Here is a 19220-nt window from a genome sequence, read left to right as displayed (position 1 = left end):
TCATCACATCACCACATCACCACATCACCACATCAACCTTCAGCCACTTATCTTAAATGTAAAACTATGAGTTCCTGCATCCAGTTTTATTAATTTGTTTCCTTCCACATAATCGGGAAGATACAAAGTGGCACTGCTGTTCGCAGGTACCACAACCTGATAGTTTATCTTTCCTCCTTCCCATTTCCATTGAGAACGGATCAGGCCATGGGGTGAATTAAACTGTGCATCGAACCGCTCCAAATCTTTTTCAAAATGGGGGCGCAGGATAATATGCTTGAAACCGGGCTGTGCGGCATCGGGGTAGATGCCTCCCAGTCCTTTGAAGAACCACGCGCCGATCTCGCCGAACATCATATGATTGTCGGAGATGTCCCGCTCGGCATCCAGATCCCAGTTCTCAAGCAGGGTAGTGGCTCCATTCACAATCCACCATCCCCAGGAGGGATAAGTGTCCTGCACCGCTACCTTATACGCTACATCGGGATAGCCGTTTTCACTTAATGCGTTTAAAATAGCTTTGGCCCCTAATACACCCACATCTAAATGGAATCCGGCTTCTTCCACTTTCTTCGCAAGGTTCTGTGCTACTTTAGGTATCATATCCTCCGGTACTACTTTCCATTGTAACGGAACACTTAGTTCGGTTTGGGTTCCGCTGGCGTAAATACCGGTTTCACGATCCAGGTATTTCTTGTTGATCGCATTTTTGATTTTCTCTGCCAATGCGGAGTAATATTGATGATCTGTTTCTTTCCCGAACAGTTTTGACGCTTCGGCCAGTATTTTTGCATCTACATAGAAATAGACGGAGGAAGTCAGTTCCAGGTTCGAACGTGATTTCACCGGTACCCAGTCGCCACGTCCCCAGGAGGTCAGACCCCCGGGACTTGTACGATCCACATAATCCACATACCGTTTGATGTTCCCGTAACAGTCTTCCAATAGTTTACTGTCACCATAGAACCTGTATATTTCCCAGGGAATAATGGCAATTGTACTGGTCCAGTCTAATCCGTTATGAGTTCCATAACCCCATCCTCCCGTAGGAATAATGTCGGGCAACACTCCATTGGGTTGTTGTTCGTCCCGGTGGTCGGCCAGCCATTTCTCATATACGGTGATACCGTCGAAATTGTAGAGGGCGGTCTCTATGGCAAAATGGCCATCACCGGTCCATCCGTTCTTTTCGCGTTGCGGGCAATCGGTGGGATAACCCATCAGGTTCGACAGATAAGCATTATTTGTTGCCCACCATAATTTATTGATAAGGTCACTTGAAGTCTCAATTTTCCCGATCGGCGGTACATCGCTATGCATAAAATAAGCAGTCAGGTTGTTTTTATCCAGTTCAACCGGTTTACTGCTTGTTATTTCCACATACCGGAACCCTTTGTAGTTGAAGCGGGTCATAAATTCATCTTCTCCTTTTCCGCTCAATATCAGTATATCCGTCTGGAAAGGATCTTTTTCCCTATCCCCCCGGTAATACACATCGATATTGGACATATTGATCCGTCCGTTATCATACAGACGTTCTCCATGCTTTATCCGTAGTTCCGTACCTTCTTCGCCGGAAACCTTTATCCTGGTTACCCCCGACATATTTTGCCCGAAGTCGTACACATAGGTCTTTTCATCTATCTTGTGGACTGATTTAGCGGGGATCGTCAATACATTCCGTATCGGTCTCAATTGTTGGGCGGTAATATTCTGAGAGGGAGTAGAGCGTAATCCTACTTCCTGCCATTGTGAATCATCAAACTCCGGCTTGCTCCATCCATCCTGTTCCAGCCGTGCGTCGTAATGCTCCCCTGTGTAAATACTGTTAAAGATGACCGGGCTGTCCGATTTTTTCCAACTCAGGTTAGTGGGGATGATCTCCACAGTGCCATCGGTATAGGTGATACGCAGGTCCAGACAGAAAGCGGGACGGTTGCGCCAGGGCGCCCGGTGAAAATCCCATACCGCCATTGACTGATGATTATACCAACCGTTGCCGAGGATCACCCCGATGGCATTTTCTCCTTTCTGCAGTTGAGCGGTCACATCGTGGGTGACATAGAGGTTACGCCTGTCGTAGCGGGTGTACATCGGATCGAGGCGCTGGTTGCCTATCTTTTCTCCGTTGATATGGAGTTCATATAATCCGGCGACGGCAATATATACACGGGCCGATGCGATTTCCTTGGCGGTTTCGAATTTTTTACGGAAGTAGGGAGCGGGTGCATAATGGATATCCCTCCCGTCGCTGATCCAGTTCCCCTGCCAGTGGCTGATATCCATCATCCCCGTTTCAAAAGATTGGATACCGGAGATGCTTTCATTCTGCCCTGCATCCCATATCATCACTTTCCAGTAATATTTTGTGAAAGGGGCAAGGCTATTTCCTGCGTAAGTGACTAACTGCCGGTCTGAGTTCATCTTTCCGGAATCCCATACATCGCCTTTCCCGTTAAGTACTTTCAGGGAATCGGTGCCAATGATGACCCTGTAGGCGGACTGCCGTGCTCCCTGCCTGTTGTCCTCAATCCTCCATGCCAATCTGGGATTAGGGTTATCTATGCCGATGGGATTTTCCAGATGATCGGTTTTCAGATCGACCGGCAAGGAAGATGATCCCCCTTTCAGAAAATAACTGAACGAAAGTAGTATAACCAGAATGGTATATCTGTATAATTTTACCATAAATAAAAGATTGTTTTAGTATAGGCCAAATACGATTTGCTGATTTGTATATTTATTGGTCATCTGATTAATTATCAAATCGTTAAATCGTTAAATTATCGAATTAATTTATTGTTGTTGTAAACGAATGATGTCCGCTTCCAACATCTTTATAATCTTTTTGTTGCGGAAGATACACTTTGGCAGTACAATTGTGCGGGACGAACAAATCCATTTTAAATTGATCGCCATCGATTTTCCAGTTGACGGAGATTGTGCCATACAAAGTATCGTAGGATGCTTCTACAAACTTCAGGTCTCCCACCGGTTTCGGTGCAATCACTATATTTTGGAAACCACTGTAGTCTTCTGTCGTTATTCCTGCCAGTGATTTGTAGAACCACTCCTCAATCTGGCCCATCATGAAGTGATTCCATGATGCGCCGTCTCTCGGATCCCATAACTCGGTAAGTGTTGTGGCACCGAATTGCAACTGGAAACCGTATCCAGGCACTTCCCTATGATTATGCATTTTATACATGACTTCGTTTAATCCGTTATCGGCCAACGTTTGGAACAGGTACCTGTTTCCGACATCTCCCGTGGAGAGCCGGTACCCTTTTTCTTGTATGTCTTTTATTAAATTATCCAGTACGGCTTGTTTGTGTGGAGGTTCCACAATACCCGCAAACAGCGGCATAGCATTCGATGCCTGACTTCCCGTACCGTATTGCCGAGTGTTTTCATCGAAGAATTCTTTGTTAAATGCATTTTTTACCTGCTCCCTGAGCGTTGAATAGTAGTCATAATCGTCGGATTTATCCATTATTTCGGCAGCCTGTACAAGGTAGTCAATCACCATATAATAGTGAGCAGATGCGGACAAAGGTACCGGAGTGTTCTTGGATACGCCGTAGGGTTCGTCTTTCCGGTAATCGCACCAGTCTCCCAGCCCGTGTGACACAATATGGTCAGTTGCGGTAGAAGAAAGGTAATCGGCATACTTTTTCATTACGTCGTAGTATTCCATGATCAGGGATTTATCTCCGTAGAACCGGTAATACATGAACGGCAGGAAAACGGCCGTACTTCCCCATTCGGGAGAATCGCGGAATCCTCCTTCAAAAATAACATACTCGGGAGCAATATCGGGAACCAGACCGTTTGGAAGCTGTGCATCGCGTATATCCTGCATGATCTTCGGTGCAAACGTGGTCAGGTCAAAATTGTAAAACAGTCCGGGACCGTTCAGATGTACCTGTTCCAGCCATCCGAGTTTTTCACGGTGGGGACAATCGGTAAACACAGCGTGCATATTACTTTTGATCGCATTCACAATAATCCGGTGAGCCTCATTGAAAATCTCATTCGAACAGTGAAAACGACCTGTCCGGGTGCTCGAATTATACACGAAATGGGACTGTACCTCTTCCGGCTTGACACCATCTGCCTGGACATATTTATAACCGTAATAGGAGAAACGGGGATGCCATGTCTCTTGCGTCTCTCCTTTTAAAGTGTATTCGTAATAATAGGGCGATCCCGATTGTGATTGATTTACGGAACCGTCTTCGTGAATGTTTTCACCTACTGTCAATCTGACTTTATCTCCTGACTTTCCCGAGACTTTGATCTTTGGAAAGCCTGATAGGTTTTGTCCCATATCGAAGACATATGCATCACCCACTTTTTTCACCGACTTAGGTGTGTATGTTTCCATTATTTTAACGGAAGCAGTGGTCTGTGGTGTAAGACGCCCATTGGGGGCACTTTGTACCACTACCGGTAACCAGTCCGACTCATCGAATCCATAACTATCCCACCCATTCTGCTCCAGCCTTGCGTCATAATCTTCGCCGCCATACATATCATTGAAGATAATGGGGCTTAAAGAATATTTCCAGTTTTCGTTCGAATCGATTTCCTCTTTTGTGCCGTCCGTATAAGTTATATGAAGTTTAAAAAACAGGGTAGGGGGACCAAAACTCACCTGCATTTTTACGTACCGGCCACCCTGCTGATTAAAGAATCCGTTCCCCAACAATACTCCGATTGCGTTGTTCTGTTGCAGGGAATGAGTCACATCATAGGCATTATAATAGATTGTCTTGTCGTAATCACTCCACATGGGATCAAACCGGGAATCTCCCACCTTTTCTCCGTTCAATGAAAGTTCATAGTGGCCTAATCCGCTGATATAAATAATTGCCTCTCTGATTTTCTTATCGATGGAAAAATCTTTTCTCAGATAGATACTTCTTTTGGAAAGGGGATGGGTATTCATCCATTTTTCGGCTGCTTCCGATGAGGCAGCCAGTGCGTGATAGATTCTTCCTTCCGGGATATTGGCCTCTTTTTTGTCAATCGCTCCGATCCATTCGGCTTTTAATTCCGTATCCGAAGGAGCCATCCGGAATCTGTCCATTTCACTCCATTCCGAAGAGTAATTACGTGTATCCCAGACCTTGACTCTCCACCGATACTCTTTTCCCGGTTCCAATGTTTCCCTGCCGTCGTATTTTACCTGTTGGCTTTGACCGGATAGCACTTTTCCCGAATCCCATATTTTTATTTCTTTCCCGTTGATACGGGTATAAACCTCTATGGTGTAAGCTGACTGGCGTATTTCCTGCTTATCCGATTGCAGTTGCCATCCGAAAAGAGGTGTGCCTGAAGCAACCAGTAGTGGATCTTGTTGATACTCGCAGGTAAGTTTTATGATCCTGAGAGGATGAATGTTATTTCCATATACTGTATTGTGAGCACAGAATAGAAAGGTTGACAGGATAATTAAAATTCCCGGCTTTTGAAACTTGTGTAAAATGGTTAGTCGGTTTAATAAGAACATGTTGTTGTTTTTTGTATGGTGACATTATTGCTTAATTCCGGCACAAGAAACTAATCTTACAAAAATAAAACAATATTTCCATTCTGTAAATCATTCGAAATGATATAAAAACTAAGAAATTTGATACGGGGAGAAATTATCGGATATAAATTATTTTGACAGGTTCGTGATAAATGATTAGATTATCTGTTGGGACTATGGATGTATTCATAGGGGAGATAATACTTTCTAATTTCCTTAAAAGTTAAGAGAATATTCTTGAGAAGCTTGTATTTGTGAAATAAATTTAAAAAATAGATTTCATTGGTTAAAATGCAAGTTACTTCTTGGTTATTAAAAAATATTGACTGTATATTTGTCAGACAAATCATATAATTAATACAAGACGTATAAAATACGTAAAAATATCAATTACTCATGGAAAGACTGAAAATTCAGAATAATTCTGTTACCCTGGTGGATCAGGTGGAAGACAAACTTTTGACCTATTTTAGAGAGAAAGATCTTCAAACGGGGGATCCTATTCCTAATGAAATGGAGCTGTCGGCTTCCTTAGGTGTAGCCCGGAGTGTGTTACGCGAAGCGTTGAGCCGGTTAAAGATGATGGGTATGATTGAAACCCGTACCCGGCGGGGTATGATCCTTTCGGAGCCATCTATCCTGGGAGGAATGAAACGGGTAGTAGATCCCCGTATTTTAAGCGAAGATGCTTTATTCGATATCCTGGGGTTCAGGATTGCTTTAGAGATGGGTATATGCAGCGATATTTTCAGAAATATTACGCCGAAAGACATCGAAGATCTTGAAGAAATTGTGAAAGTAGGTATTATGTATGAGAACAACGAATATGCGCCTTTCAGCGAATTTACTTTTCATACGAGATTGTATCAGATAACAGGGAATAAAACAATCGCTGAATTCCAGAATATTGTGCATCCCGTGATGACCTTTGTAAAAGACAAATTCAAGGAATACCTGGCTCCCATCAATATAAAACTCAAAGAAGAAGGACGGATTGTAACCCATCAGGATCTGTTACACTATCTGAAAGAAAATGATGAGGACGGATACAGAAAGGCACTGGAACAACATTTCGAGGTTTATAAGATTTTCATCCGACAAAAGAACGAAACTATTCATCATCAAAAATGCGTTGTCAAACAATAATATCTTTTTTAATTGCCATGAGTATTACAGCTGTTATGTATACAATGGATAATCTACCATTGCCTTGTCAGCTAGAATGGGAGATACAATGGAATAATTCGAATTCCCTTCCTTCCCTTCAGGATAAGGAAGAGAACAGAGGGGTTGCGGGTGTATTTTCCGGATTTGTCGGCAATGAACTGATTATTGCGGGAGGAGCAAATTTTCCGGATAAGATGCCATGGGAAGGAGGAAAAAAGAATTGGGAGAGAACACTGTATCATGCACATACGGACACCATGGATTTTCAATGGGGGATTATAACTGATTTTCTGCCTGCAGCTATTGCCTATGGCGTGTCCATACAATTGGCAGAAGGCCTGCTGTGTATAGGCGGATGTGACATGAAACGGTGCTTTGATGATGTCTTTCTTATCTATAAGGAAGGGGGAGTTTTTAAAATCTCTTATGATTGGCCTTCCCTGCCGGTTCCCTTAGCCAATGCTACAGGTGCGCTTCTGAATAATAAAATATATATAGCCGGAGGTCAGGAAAAGATGAGTGAAGAAAATGCCACAAATCACTTTTTCGTATTAGACCTTGACCATAAGGACAAAGGATGGGTCGCTTTGCCTTCCTGGGACGGTAATGCACGGGGTTACGCAGTGAGTGTTGCCATTGAAAACGGAGAGTCTCCGGTTTTTTACCTCTTCAGTGGAAGGGATTATCGTTCGTCCGGTTATGTGGAGATACTAACCGATGGGCATATGTATGACCCTTTTGTGAATAGATGGACACGTCTTCAGGGATTTTTTCCGGTGATGGCGGGAACAGCATTTGTACACTCGGAGAACATTGTCTTTTTAGGAGGCGTTACGAAATTATTTCCCGGATCATATGAGCACCCCGGTTTTGAAAATATCCTCAGGGTATATGATCGTATATCGCACAGATTTGTTCATGAGGAAATCCTGCCTTTTTCCGTTCCGGTCACCACCAATATCGCCGTACGGGAAAATAATTTTTATATTACCAGCGGAGAAATAAAACCCGGAATAAGAACACCCTCTGTCTATGAGGGACAGATCATACCACTGGAAAAATAATCCGGCATATTCTACTGTATTATTTATAAAGTATTAATTGTTAATTTGTTAAAATGAAAAATTATCAAAAATTGAAAGGATTAGTAGCCGCGACATTTACCCCCATGTATCCGAATGGCGATATTCATTATGCTGTCATAGGTCAATATGCACAGCATATCGTCGATTCGGGTATTTCGGGAGTATTTGTGTGTGGAACCACGGGCGAATTCACATCATTGACGACAGAAGAGAGAAAACAGATTCTGGAACATTGGGTGAAAGCTGCCAGGGGACGTTTTAAAGTAATTGCACATGTGGGTAGTGATAACCAGCGTGAGTCGGTGAAACTTTCCCGTCACGCGGCAGAGACCGGAGCCTGGGGTGTGGGGTCCATTGCTCCCGGTTTTTTTAAACCTGCCTCGGTGCGTGACCTGATCGGTTTTTTCAAACCTGTTGCAGCCGCGGCTCCCGAACTTCCGTTCTATTATTACAACATGCCTTCGATGACGGGAGTCAGTCTATCCGTTGCGCAATTTTTACAGGAAGGAAAACAAGAGATTCCCAATCTGGCCGGTGTGAAGTATACGCACAACAACCTGATGGAAATGGGAGACTGTATCCATCTTGATGATGGAGCGTTCGAAGTATTGCACGGGTATGACGAGATGCTTGTCTGCGGACTGGCGTTGGGTGCGGTTGCCGGTGTAGGAAGTACATATAATTATTCGCCTTCCGTGTATTTGAATATCATGAAAGCAATGGAAGAGGGAGATCTTGCGTCTGCCCGGGCATTCCAGATGCAATCCATTGAAATTGTCAAAGTAATTATCAAATACGGAGGAGGTGTAAGAGGCGGGAAAGCCATTATGAATTTGATCGGAATCGAATGCGGAGGATGTCGTTTACCCATTGCTCCGTTTGAAAAAGAAGAATACGATTCTCTCAGAAAAGACCTGAAAGAAATCGGTTTTTGGGGAAAATAGAGAAAGGGATACATCCTGCAAATAGTACCCCTTTCCACAATAATTTTAAAACACGAATATCTTAAAATCATTACAAAGATGAGAAAAATTTGTCGATTTTTAGCCTTTTTTATTTTCTTGTTTGCTTCATTATCTTTCCTTATGGCACAGGAAATAACCGTTACGGGGGTAGTGCATGATAATGAAGGAGAAACGTTGCCGGGCGTTTCTGTAGTAGTCAAAGGCACTACACACGGAACAGTCACGGGTATAGATGGTAATTTTGAAATAAAAGTGCCTCAGGGAGCCACTTTAGAATTTTCTTATGTAGGATTTCAACCTCAGGAGATAAGGATCACGAATCAAGAACGTATCAATGTTGTACTGAATGTTTCGACCGTGGGATTGGATGAGGTTGTCGTTGTAGGGTATGGAACGCAATCCAGGCGTACCGTAACTTCTGCTATTACAAAAGTAGGAGGAGAAGTATTGCAGAATATTCCGATCAGTACTGTAGGTGAAGGATTGAAAGGAAAAATAGCGGGTACCCGGATATATTCCAACGATAATACTCCCGGTGCAGATGCAACCATCCGTATCAGGGGAGGTTCCTCTATTAATAAAAGTAATGAACCGCTTATTCTGGTTGATGGAGTGGAAAGAGCGTTCAGCGGGATTAATCCGAATGATATCGAATCCATAGAAGTGTTAAAGGATGCTGCTTCGACAGCCATTTACGGATCAAGAGCTTCAAATGGAGTAGTATTGATCACAACGAAGAAGGGGTCGATCAATAAAGCCCCTAACATTACTTTTGAAGCCAATGTGGCATTACAGGAAGCTGCAACTTTATATAAATTCATGAATGCAGCCGATTATTTGAGTATTGTGCGTCCGGCCGTTGCAGTAGGCCCGAATGCACGGTTTAATTGGATGGACGGCTATTCGGCCAGTTCCGGTAATACAGCTTCTTCCATTTATTCAACACGCTATCTGGGCGATGGAGAATCTGTGCCGGCTGGTTATCACTCCATGCCGGATCCATTGGATCCTACGAAAACCCTGATCTTTCAGGATAATAATTTTCAGGATGAGATTTATAAACAAGCGATGTGGCAGAATTATTATGTGGGACTTGACGGAGGAAACGAAGGTGTTCGGTATAATATCAGTTTAGGATACACGGATGATGCCGGTGTCGCTATTGCAACCAATTATTCACGCTTAAATTTGCGAAGTAATATTGATGTGAATATTAATAAGTTCTTGTCGTTTATGGGAGGATTTGATTATTCCCGTACAGAATCGCAGGAATATGAAAACCAGATGAATGTTATTTCCCGTGGTCTGGCAACTCCTCCTACACAAAAGAAATACAATGAAGACGGAACCCCCACTAAAGGATATAATGCCACTTCTCCCAACCCATTATGGTATGCCTATTATAATGATCAGAGCCAGGAAAACAAACGTCTGTCGGCATTTGGTAAGCTGACTTATCGGATCATAGACGGCCTTAAGGCAGAGGCTCAACTATCGACCTATAATCATCATTATAAGAACGATAGTTTTCAAAAAGCGAATGAATTTAACGGATTACGTCCGGCCAGTTCTTCTTTTGGTGAACTCAGGCGGGATAAACTGGAAGTATATGCAACCTATAATAAAGGAATTGATAATCATTCCTTTTCTGTAATGGGTGGATATTCCTATCAGAAAGATATCAATCAGGCACTGGCTGCACAAGTTGATGGAGCGAGTTCTGATAAAGTGCCGACACTGACAGCCGGGCCGAATAAGAAGAATGCAACCAGCAATTATACGGAGGATGTTACCATCGGCTATTTTGGGCGGTTATCTTATGATTTTAAAAAGAAATATCTTTTTTCGGCCACATTCCGTCAGGATGCCTCTTCCCGTTTTGCACCGGGTAATCAATGGGGTTTTTTCCCGGGAGCATCTGCCGGTTGGATTATATCGGATGAAGATTTCATGCAAGGGATCAAAAATCTGGATGATCTGAAATTAAGGGTCAGTTATGGGCAAACGGGAAATAATGCAATCGGATTATACGATGCGTATGGAAGATATTCTACGAATGCAAAATATGACGGTATTGCGGGTATTGTCCCCTCCACCATGCCGAATCTGGATCTGACGTGGGAAACCTCCACCCAATTGGATTTGGGATTTGATTTATCACTGTTCAATAACCGGTTAACGCTGAATGCGGACTATTTCGACAAAAGAACGGAAAATCTCCTTTTCAGTAAGGAGCTTCCTAATACGACCGGTTTTGCCAATGTACAAACCAATATCGGAGAAGTGAAGTTTTACGGATTCGATATAGAGATCGGTTCGACCAATATTCAAACCAAAGATTTCGAATGGGCATCAAAGCTTACATGGAGTTTTGTAAAAAACAAGGTATTGAAACTTCCGGATAACGGGCGTGACCGTAACCGTATCGGTGGTATTACCCTGGCCGATGGAACCGCTTTCGGGGGAACTGCCGAAGGAGAGCCGCTTTACCGGTATTACGGATATATGGTGGATTATATAATAGAAACACAGGCTCAGGCCGATAACGCCATGTATGATAATTCTGCGAAAGGATACCGTCATTCGGACGAAAAAAGAATTGCCGGACGCAAAGAGATTGGAGACTATGAGTGGAAGAACCGTCCGGGCAGTCTGACCAGAGACGGGAAAGATTATATCGATAGTCAGGACCAGTTTTTCCTGGGATATACCGTTCCCCATTCTACAGGAGGGCTGAACAATAGTTTCACTTATAAGAATGTGTCGCTGAATATTTTCCTGGATTGGGCATTAGGACACTCTATCAACAATAATTCAGAGATGCGTTATTTTATGAATACGTTTGCCAATAATTATACCCTGATAGATAAAGTAAAAGAGACCTGGAAACAACCGGGAGATGATACGAAATATGCCCGCTTTACGGCAAATGACCCGGACGACGGAAATGCCAACTTCAGCAGAACGTCCAATATATTTAACTATAAAGGTGACTACCTGTGTATCCGCGAAGTGAGCCTGCAATATAATATTCCTCCTGTTAAACTGACTAAATTCGGGATTCAGAATTTAGCCATTACACTGTCGGGGAATAACTTACATTATTTTACGCACGTGGAAGGAGTATCTCCCGAAGTAGGAGCATCTACTACCTATAATGCCAGTTATTATAACTATCCCCCTATCCGGAGATATTCGGTAGGTGTAAAAGTTACATTCTAAACCTCACATAATAAAAATCTAAAATTATGAGACTTAAAACGATACTACTATTGACGATTTTTGCGGTACTGACTGCTTGTCACGCCGATCTGGATATTCAACAAAAAAGTGAAGTATCAGCAAATTCAATGTGGCAGGATGAAGGAGATGCTACCTCTGCCATGTATGGTTTATATAATAAATTCAGATCGACTTTTTCCCAGGGTTATATGTATTGGGGAGAATACCGCACAGGATTGTGGGGTGACGGATTGACCGGACAGACCGCTCGTGATCAGGTTTATCAAAACCAGATACCTACCAATCACGGATATGCAAACTGGGAAGATCTGTACACTACCATCAATCAGGCAAACCTGATCCTCAGATATACACCGGATATTGCCTTTAACAGTGAAGAAGCTAAAAATAAAGTATTGGCGAATGCTTATTATGTGAGGGCTTTCTGTTATTACTGGATAGGCCGTGTATGGGGAGATGCTCCGGTATTACTGGATGGCTTTGAATCCGATAAACAGGATGGGCTTTTTCCTGAACGAGATCCGGCAGATAAAGTGTTTCAACAGGTAAACGATGATATAGCACAGGCATTGTCGTTGGTGCCGTCAGCTATAACAGACAGGAATCTTGCTTCAGCAGGTTCCATTAATATGCTGAAGGCCGATTACAACCTGTGGATGTATAAGGTAAGGAACGGAGGGCAAGCTAACCTGGATGCAGCAGCTACAGCTATTACTGCTGTATTGGGCAATTCCTCCTATGGTCTGGAAGAAACGTTCTCTGCTGTTTTTGAAAATGAGATGGGAAAAGAGATCATTTTCGCCTGGAGTTATATCAAAGATGAATATACGGGTGGTTATCCAGCCGATTATCTTGTTCCCTCACAATATGTTTCGGAGAAAGCTATCGAAAATCCCGTAAAAGTAGGAAGTCATCAGCAATGGTGTTTCTATACGGAAGAATATAAAGCAGTCCTTTCGGAAGATGAGAGGGATCAGAGGACGGAAGTGAGTTTTGAAACTTATTTCGATGAGCCGAAGAATGCAACATTTCAGTGGATCAATAAATTTGCCGGTGAATGGACGAATGGAACACGGATCTTTGATTCGGATATAATTGTGTATCGTTATGCCGATGCTTTGTTGTTCGATGCCGAGATAAAACTGGCGAAACAGGATTTGGCCGGTGCACTCGTTGCACTGAATAAAATTGCTGAAAGAGCCTATGGGATAAAAGATTTTTATGCATCCGGATTATCTTCCACCGCAATTGAAGAGGCTATATTGAATGAACGACTGAAAGAATTTGCCGCAGAAGGAAAGCTTTGGTGGGATTACATTCGTTTCGGTGTAGCTTTTGAAAAAAATTCCTATCTGGAAGGACGTGAGAATGAATTGAATGTATTGCTATGGCCGATCGCTCAGGCATCTATTAACAGAAATCCGAATCTTACACAAACACCTGGATACGATAAATAAGTGAAGTATGAAAAAAATAGTTACCCTATTATTTGTAATAATCTTGTTCCAGTCATGTGGATATGACGATAATGTAGAGGTTGGGATCAATAGTCCCGTTCTCCCGGTGTTAACGGGAAAGGATGCCAATCCTGTACTGAAAGTTGAAGTGATCCGGCAACAACCGGAAGATTACTCACTGCAGAAAATTGTCATTTCACTGGAAGGGACGACCGATTTGAACGATATCGGGCAGATATCACTCTTTAAATCCGACGAGGAAGGGCGTTTTGCTACCGATATGCTTATAGGGGAAGCACAACCCCCTGCGTCTGTCGTTACGTTTAAAGATAATTTCAACGTTACTGAAGATACGCTTATATTCTGGGTGTCTGTTACTTTAAAAGAAAATATAGATCTGACACACAGGATTAAGGTGCAATGTAAGAGCATTTCAACGGATATTGGAAAAGTACATATTCCTGCTGTGGATACACAGAGCCTCAGAGTGGGTGTGGCGGTGCGCCGGCATATGCAGGATGGTGTGCATACCTCGCGTATTCCGGGATTGGCCACATCGAAGAATGGAACGTTACTGGCAATTTATGATGCCCGGTATGAAAGTGCGAGGGACCTGCAGGGACATATCGACATAGGATTGAATCGAAGTACCGACGGAGGCCGGACATGGAATCCGATGCAGATCGTGTTGGATATGAACGAATGGGGTGGTTTACCGGAGAAGTATAACGGAGTAAGCGACGCCTGCATTCTGGTGGATGACAATACCGGTGATATCTATATAGCCGGTCTTTGGATGCATGGCGTACTCGACCGAGAGACCGGGAAGTGGGTAGAAGGGATGACCGAAGATAGTACCCGATGGATCCACCAGTGGCAGGCAAAAGGTTCCCAACCCGGATTCGGTGTAAAGGAAACATCGCAATTCCTGATCACGAAGAGTACCGATGACGGATTAACCTGGAGCGGGCCGGTGAATATTACCCCTATCAAGAAAAAAGAATGGTGGCTGTTTGCTCCTGCACCGGGGCATGGAATCACTCTGGCGGATGGTACATTGGTATTCCCGACACAGGGACGGGACGAGACGGGTGAACCGTTTTCCAATATCACCTGGAGCAAAGACAGTGGAAAAACATGGACGACCGGTAATCCCGCACATAAAAATACTACCGAATGTATGGCTGTGCAATTATCCGACGGGTCGGTTATGCTGAATATGCGGGATAACCGTAACCGGGGAAACGAAGAGGTGAACGGACGGACTATCGCCACAACTACCGACCTGGGAGATACATGGACGGAACATCCCACTTCCCGGAAAGCGCTCATAGAACCTACCTGTATGGCAAGCCTGCATAAGCATGCATATCACGAAAATGGTGTTGAGAAATCTGTGCTGTTGTTTGTCAATCCTGCTTCTGTGTCACGGCGTGACAATATTACGTTGAAAGTCAGCTATGATGATGGCAATACATGGCCGGAAGATAAACATATCCTGCTGGATGAATATAACGGACGGGGATATTCCTGTATTACATCGGTAAATGATTCCACTATCGGTATCCTTTATGAGAGCAGCCAGGCCGATATGGTTTTTCAAACCGTTTCATTAAAGGAGATCCAATAATCATAGAGAATCGGTTATATCACGATGAAGATTCAAAATAGTAAAATATATCCCTGGATCGTAGTGGGACTGTTATGGATGGTGGCATTGCTGAATTATCTTGACAGGCAGATGCTGTCGACACTGCAATCCTCCATGCAGATGGATATCGCAGAATTGGCTATAGCTGAAAATTTCGGGAGGTTGATGGGAATTTTCCTGCTTATTTACGGACTGGTCAGTCCGTTTGCGGGAGCCATTGCCGACCGGATTAACCGGAAATGGCTGATCGTAGGTAGTCTTTTTACCTGGTCGACGGTAACGTATGGTATGGGAATAGCACAGACCTTTGAACAGGTATATTGGTTACGTGCTTTCATGGGGGTGAGTGAAGCGTTGTATATCCCGGCGGGACTCGCCATGATCGCCGACTACCATTCCGATAAAACTCGCTCGCTTGCGGTAGGTATCCATATGACCGGATTGTATGCCGGACAGGCTCTCGGGGGATTTGGAGCGACTATTGCGGCTACTTACTCATGGCATACCGTTTTTCACTGGTTCGGGATTATTGGTATTCTATATGCGGTATTACTGGTGTTTTTCCTTCATGAAAAGAAGGGACATGGGAATGCGATTGCTCTTCCGGAAACAGATCAGGGCATAAAAGTGAAAAAAGAACCTGTATGGAAAGGATTTGCGGTATTATTTGCCACAGCCTCCTTCTGGGTGATGTTATTCTATTTTATGGCGCCGAGTTTACCCGGATGGGCGACAAAAAACTGGTTGCCGACACTATTTACGGCAAACCTGGGTGTTCCTATGGCTCAGGCAGGCCCTATTGCCACCATTTCCATTGCTGTGGCATCGTTTATCGGGGTGATGATCGGTGGTCCTATGTCCGACAGGTGGGTGCAGAAGAATATCCGGGGGAGGGTATATACCAGTGTGATCGGATTGGGATTGACTATTCCCTCACTGATCCTGTTGGGATTCGGGCATAGTTATATCAGTCTTATCGGTGCGGCAATGCTTTTCGGTATTGGTTTTGGTATGTTCGATGCCAATAATATGCCTATACTTTGTCAGATCATTTCACCTAAATACAGGGCAACGGCATACGGCATCATGAATATGGCGGGCGTTTTCGGTGGATATGCCATTACCCGTATTCTGGGAAGTTCCATGGATGCGGGCCATCTGGGCGCTGATTTCAGCAAACTGGCAGTTATTGTGTTGGCAGCTATTGTTATCCTGCTTGTATTCCTGAAACCGAAAAAAGAATACACCTACCAGTAAGGTTATATTAACTGATCAAAAACGGTCCGGGTTGATTTTCTGATCAGTCCGGACCGTTTTTTGATTATAGAAAACTTTTGTAGTTATAACGTGAGTTCGACCTAAGCTATGACGGTCTTACGTCGAATTCACGTAGTTATAATTATTTATGACACTTTCTCTTATCGTTTAGAAGAATATTCTATAAAATATTTTCCACTTTTAAGGGAGATAGTATCGGATTGATCCGTAATTACTTCCTGATTTATCCGGGTACTGATGGCGGATTCGGGGGAAATCAGTTTTGCGATTGAACCGACAGGCACTTCCACTTCCATAGTCATCGTTTCATTATGGAGTTCCCAATGAACACCTATTTTTCCGTACGGTGTCTCCTGTGTTGTTTTGGCCCAGGTGACGCCTTCCGGAATTTGAGGATCTACCAGAAATTCACTGTAAGCCTGTTTTCCGGGAAGGGAACGAATTCCTCCTATGGCATGATAGAACCATTGTCCTACACCGTTAAAACAGTTATGTATCCGGCTTCTATCCCCTGCCCAATGCTCCCAGGTGGTGTTGGCTCCCTGTTCCAGCATGTACAAATATCCGGGATATGTTTTCTTCTTCAACATGGAGTAGATAAAATCGGGCTGATTCGCTTTTGCTGCCCATTCCATCATGACCGGTATGCCGACAAGTCCGGTATTCAGGTGCCCGTCATACTCTTTTATTGTCCGCTCTATCAATGTATTTGTAAGACCGTCTTTTAATTCTACAGGAGCCACACCGGCAAGCATCGGGAAAATAATATCGATCTGCGATCCGGTGGCATAATAACCCTGTTGCGCATCAAAGAAGGTTTCATGAATTATATTGTTCAATTGCGCTCTCTTACCGGAATAATATCTGGCTTCTTCGGTTTTTCCCAGTACTCCGGCTATATTCTCCATCTGACTGAGACAGACGGAAATATAACAGTTATTTACCAGATCGACCGATCTTTCATCTGTATTAACAGGATTGCCGACTCCCTCCGGTGTGGCCCAATCTCCCAGATACCAGTTCCTGTAGTCGGTGTCAGGCCATCTTTTTAGTAATCCGTCTACACTGTATTGATCGACATATCCCAGCCATTTTTGCATTACAGGATAATATTTTTCCAATACCTTTCGGTCACCATAATGCTGATAGGTGTTCCATGAAGCGGAAATAATAAATCCACACCAATAGGGTCCTCCTCCTGCTGCGTAAGGATTAGGCGCCGTGTGAGGCATACTGCCGTCTTCACGAATCACATCTTCCCATGCCTGAAGCCAATTATTATAGAGTGGGGCTAGATGAAACATTGTTTGAGCCGTTACGGTGGATGCATTTCCATCCCCTCCGTACCCTAATCTTTCAATCTGTGGACAATCCACCAGGTATCCGCCAAGTCCCACACAACGGAGCGTATAGGCAATCATATCGTGGATACGGTTCAGATCTTCATCCGAACATTCAAATGTAGACGTAAATTCAAAATCGGTATGAATAAGATGGGCTTTTATATCTGTTAATTGGGGTATCTGTTTGAGGTTAGAGATTTTTACATAGCGAAAGCCATGGTAATTGAATTTGTTGATGAAATATTCTGTTCCAGTGCCCGATGCAATATATTTATCCGTTTGTCCTTGTTTTGCCAATCCTCCGTTATTATCCAGATGATCGGCATACTCCATGACAATTTCCTGTGATTTTTCCAGATCGGGAAAAGTTATTTCGAACCATCCGGTGAGGCACTTACCCATATCCACCAGAAAAGTACTGTCATTGAGTTTTTCTATTTTGGCAGGCTGTATGGTTTCCATGATCCTGTTGGGTTCAACTGTCTGAGGAGTTACTTCATGCTCCGGTATTTCAGCAATCGCAATTTCTCCCCATTTCAATTCATCCGGCGCTTCAAAAACTATATGCTGTGTTTCCAGATTACCGGAAACGGTTTCGCCTCCGTATCTTCCCGTCATCCAGTCGCTGATACGGCTATATTCGCTTTCTCTCCCCACCCAGGAAGCATCGGTATATAACACAGTTTCACTGGTTCCTTTGTGAACATGTTCCATCTGTGCCCTTACAACAGGGCCGTTGCCTGCAACCCCCGGTAACCCTTCGGTATACCAGCCGCTCCCCAGCCAGATGACCAGATCGTTCTTCCCTGTTTTCAGGAAAGGCGTCACATCGTATGTCACAATCAGGGAACGCTTGTCAAACTGGGATACTGCCGGCGATAATACATCTTCGCCCACTTTCTTTCCGTTCATGAAAACTTCGTGATATCCGAGCGAATTTACATGCAAAAGGTATGCTCCCTTTTTATCCGTTTTATTGAGAGAAAATGTTTTTCTCAGTTGCGGACAACTATAAAAACCCTTTTCAGAAGGATATCCGATATAAGAAGCCGTCCAATCGTTCTTGTCAAGCAACCCGACACCGAATCGGGCCGGTTTGCTCCATGATGATTCATTTCCGTTCTCGTCCCAAACACGTACTTTCCAGAACAGGAGTTGTCCGGGGTGAAGCGGTTTTCCTGCATACTCAACCCATATATTCGATGAGGAGGTTATTTTTCCGGAATTCCATACATCAGCGTCTTTTTCATTCAGCTTTTGGATATCGTCGGCCACTAAGATCTGATATGCCGTTTGAATGGCTCCCTGGCGGTTGGAATTGTTTTTCCAGTTAAACCGGGGATGGAGCGTGTTAATCCCCAAAGGATCTTTTAAACTTTCACAGGTAAGGTCAGATATGGAAAATCTGTCCGAATGGGTACATCCCAAAGTGAAGATTAAGAGGATACTTAGAATTGCCAATTGGGAGTATTTGTGGGTTAATATCATGATTACA

10 protein-coding genes are annotated in these 19220 nt (G+C 43.7%); 7 read left to right on the top strand and 3 right to left on the bottom strand.

The annotated features are described in order from the left end of the window. Positions 1-39 precede the first annotated feature (39 nt). Both PSM36_RS10975 and PSM36_RS10970 read right to left on the bottom strand, forming a co-directional pair. Positions 40-2688 (bottom strand): alpha-L-rhamnosidase, encoded by a 2649-nt coding sequence (locus PSM36_RS10975; protein ID WP_076930929.1) that lies wholly within the window; start codon positions 2686-2688, stop codon positions 40-42. 103 nt (positions 2689-2791) lie between these two features. Beyond that, positions 2792-5515, bottom strand: coding sequence for a glycoside hydrolase family 78 protein (locus PSM36_RS10970; RefSeq protein ID WP_076930928.1), 2724 nt, complete (start codon positions 5513-5515; stop codon positions 2792-2794). A gap of 417 nt (positions 5516-5932) precedes the next feature. Here PSM36_RS10970 and PSM36_RS10965 point away from each other — a divergent pair, with 417 nt between their 5' ends. The 7 genes from PSM36_RS10965 (at position 5933) to PSM36_RS10935 (ending at position 16361) form a co-directional block, all read left to right on the top strand. After that, positions 5933-6682: a FadR/GntR family transcriptional regulator gene (locus PSM36_RS10965; protein ID WP_076930927.1), complete on the top strand. Its 750-nt coding sequence runs from the start codon at positions 5933-5935 to the stop codon at positions 6680-6682. 44 nt (positions 6683-6726) lie between these two features. After that, a complete protein-coding gene (locus PSM36_RS10960) occupies positions 6727-7767 on the top strand; it encodes a hypothetical protein (protein WP_076932207.1) in 1041 nt (346 codons plus the stop codon). Positions 7768-7820: 53 nt separating this feature from the next. Continuing rightward, on the top strand, positions 7821-8732 hold the full coding sequence (locus tag PSM36_RS10955; RefSeq protein ID WP_076930926.1) for a dihydrodipicolinate synthase family protein: 912 nt from the start codon (positions 7821-7823) through the stop codon (positions 8730-8732). Positions 8733-8810: 78 nt separating this feature from the next. Continuing rightward, positions 8811-11975, top strand: a complete 3165-nt coding sequence (locus tag PSM36_RS10950) for a SusC/RagA family TonB-linked outer membrane protein (protein WP_154671012.1) — start codon at positions 8811-8813, stop codon at positions 11973-11975. Positions 11976-12001: 26 nt separating this feature from the next. Then, a complete protein-coding gene (locus tag PSM36_RS10945; RefSeq protein WP_076930924.1) occupies positions 12002-13453 on the top strand; it encodes a RagB/SusD family nutrient uptake outer membrane protein in 1452 nt (483 codons plus the stop codon). Between the two features lie 7 nt (positions 13454-13460). Continuing rightward, positions 13461-15083 carry a sialidase family protein gene (locus tag PSM36_RS10940; RefSeq protein ID WP_076930923.1) on the top strand — a complete coding sequence of 541 codons (1623 nt, stop codon included), beginning with the start codon at positions 13461-13463 and terminating at the stop codon, positions 15081-15083. A gap of 30 nt (positions 15084-15113) precedes the next feature. Further along, complete coding sequence (locus tag PSM36_RS10935) at positions 15114-16361, top strand: MFS transporter (protein WP_076932206.1); 1248 nt, start codon at positions 15114-15116, stop codon at positions 16359-16361. Between the two features lie 161 nt (positions 16362-16522). On the opposite strand, the gene PSM36_RS10930 is transcribed toward PSM36_RS10935, so the two are convergent. Continuing rightward, on the bottom strand, positions 16523-19213 hold the full coding sequence (locus PSM36_RS10930) for an alpha-L-rhamnosidase (RefSeq protein ID WP_076930922.1): 2691 nt from the start codon (positions 19211-19213) through the stop codon (positions 16523-16525). Positions 19214-19220: the final 7 nt, after the last annotated feature.

The organism is Proteiniphilum saccharofermentans (assembly GCF_900095135.1).
Classification (GTDB): Bacteria; Bacteroidota; Bacteroidia; order Bacteroidales; family Dysgonomonadaceae; genus Proteiniphilum; species Proteiniphilum saccharofermentans.
This window is presented reverse-complemented; position numbering and strand designations above follow the sequence as displayed.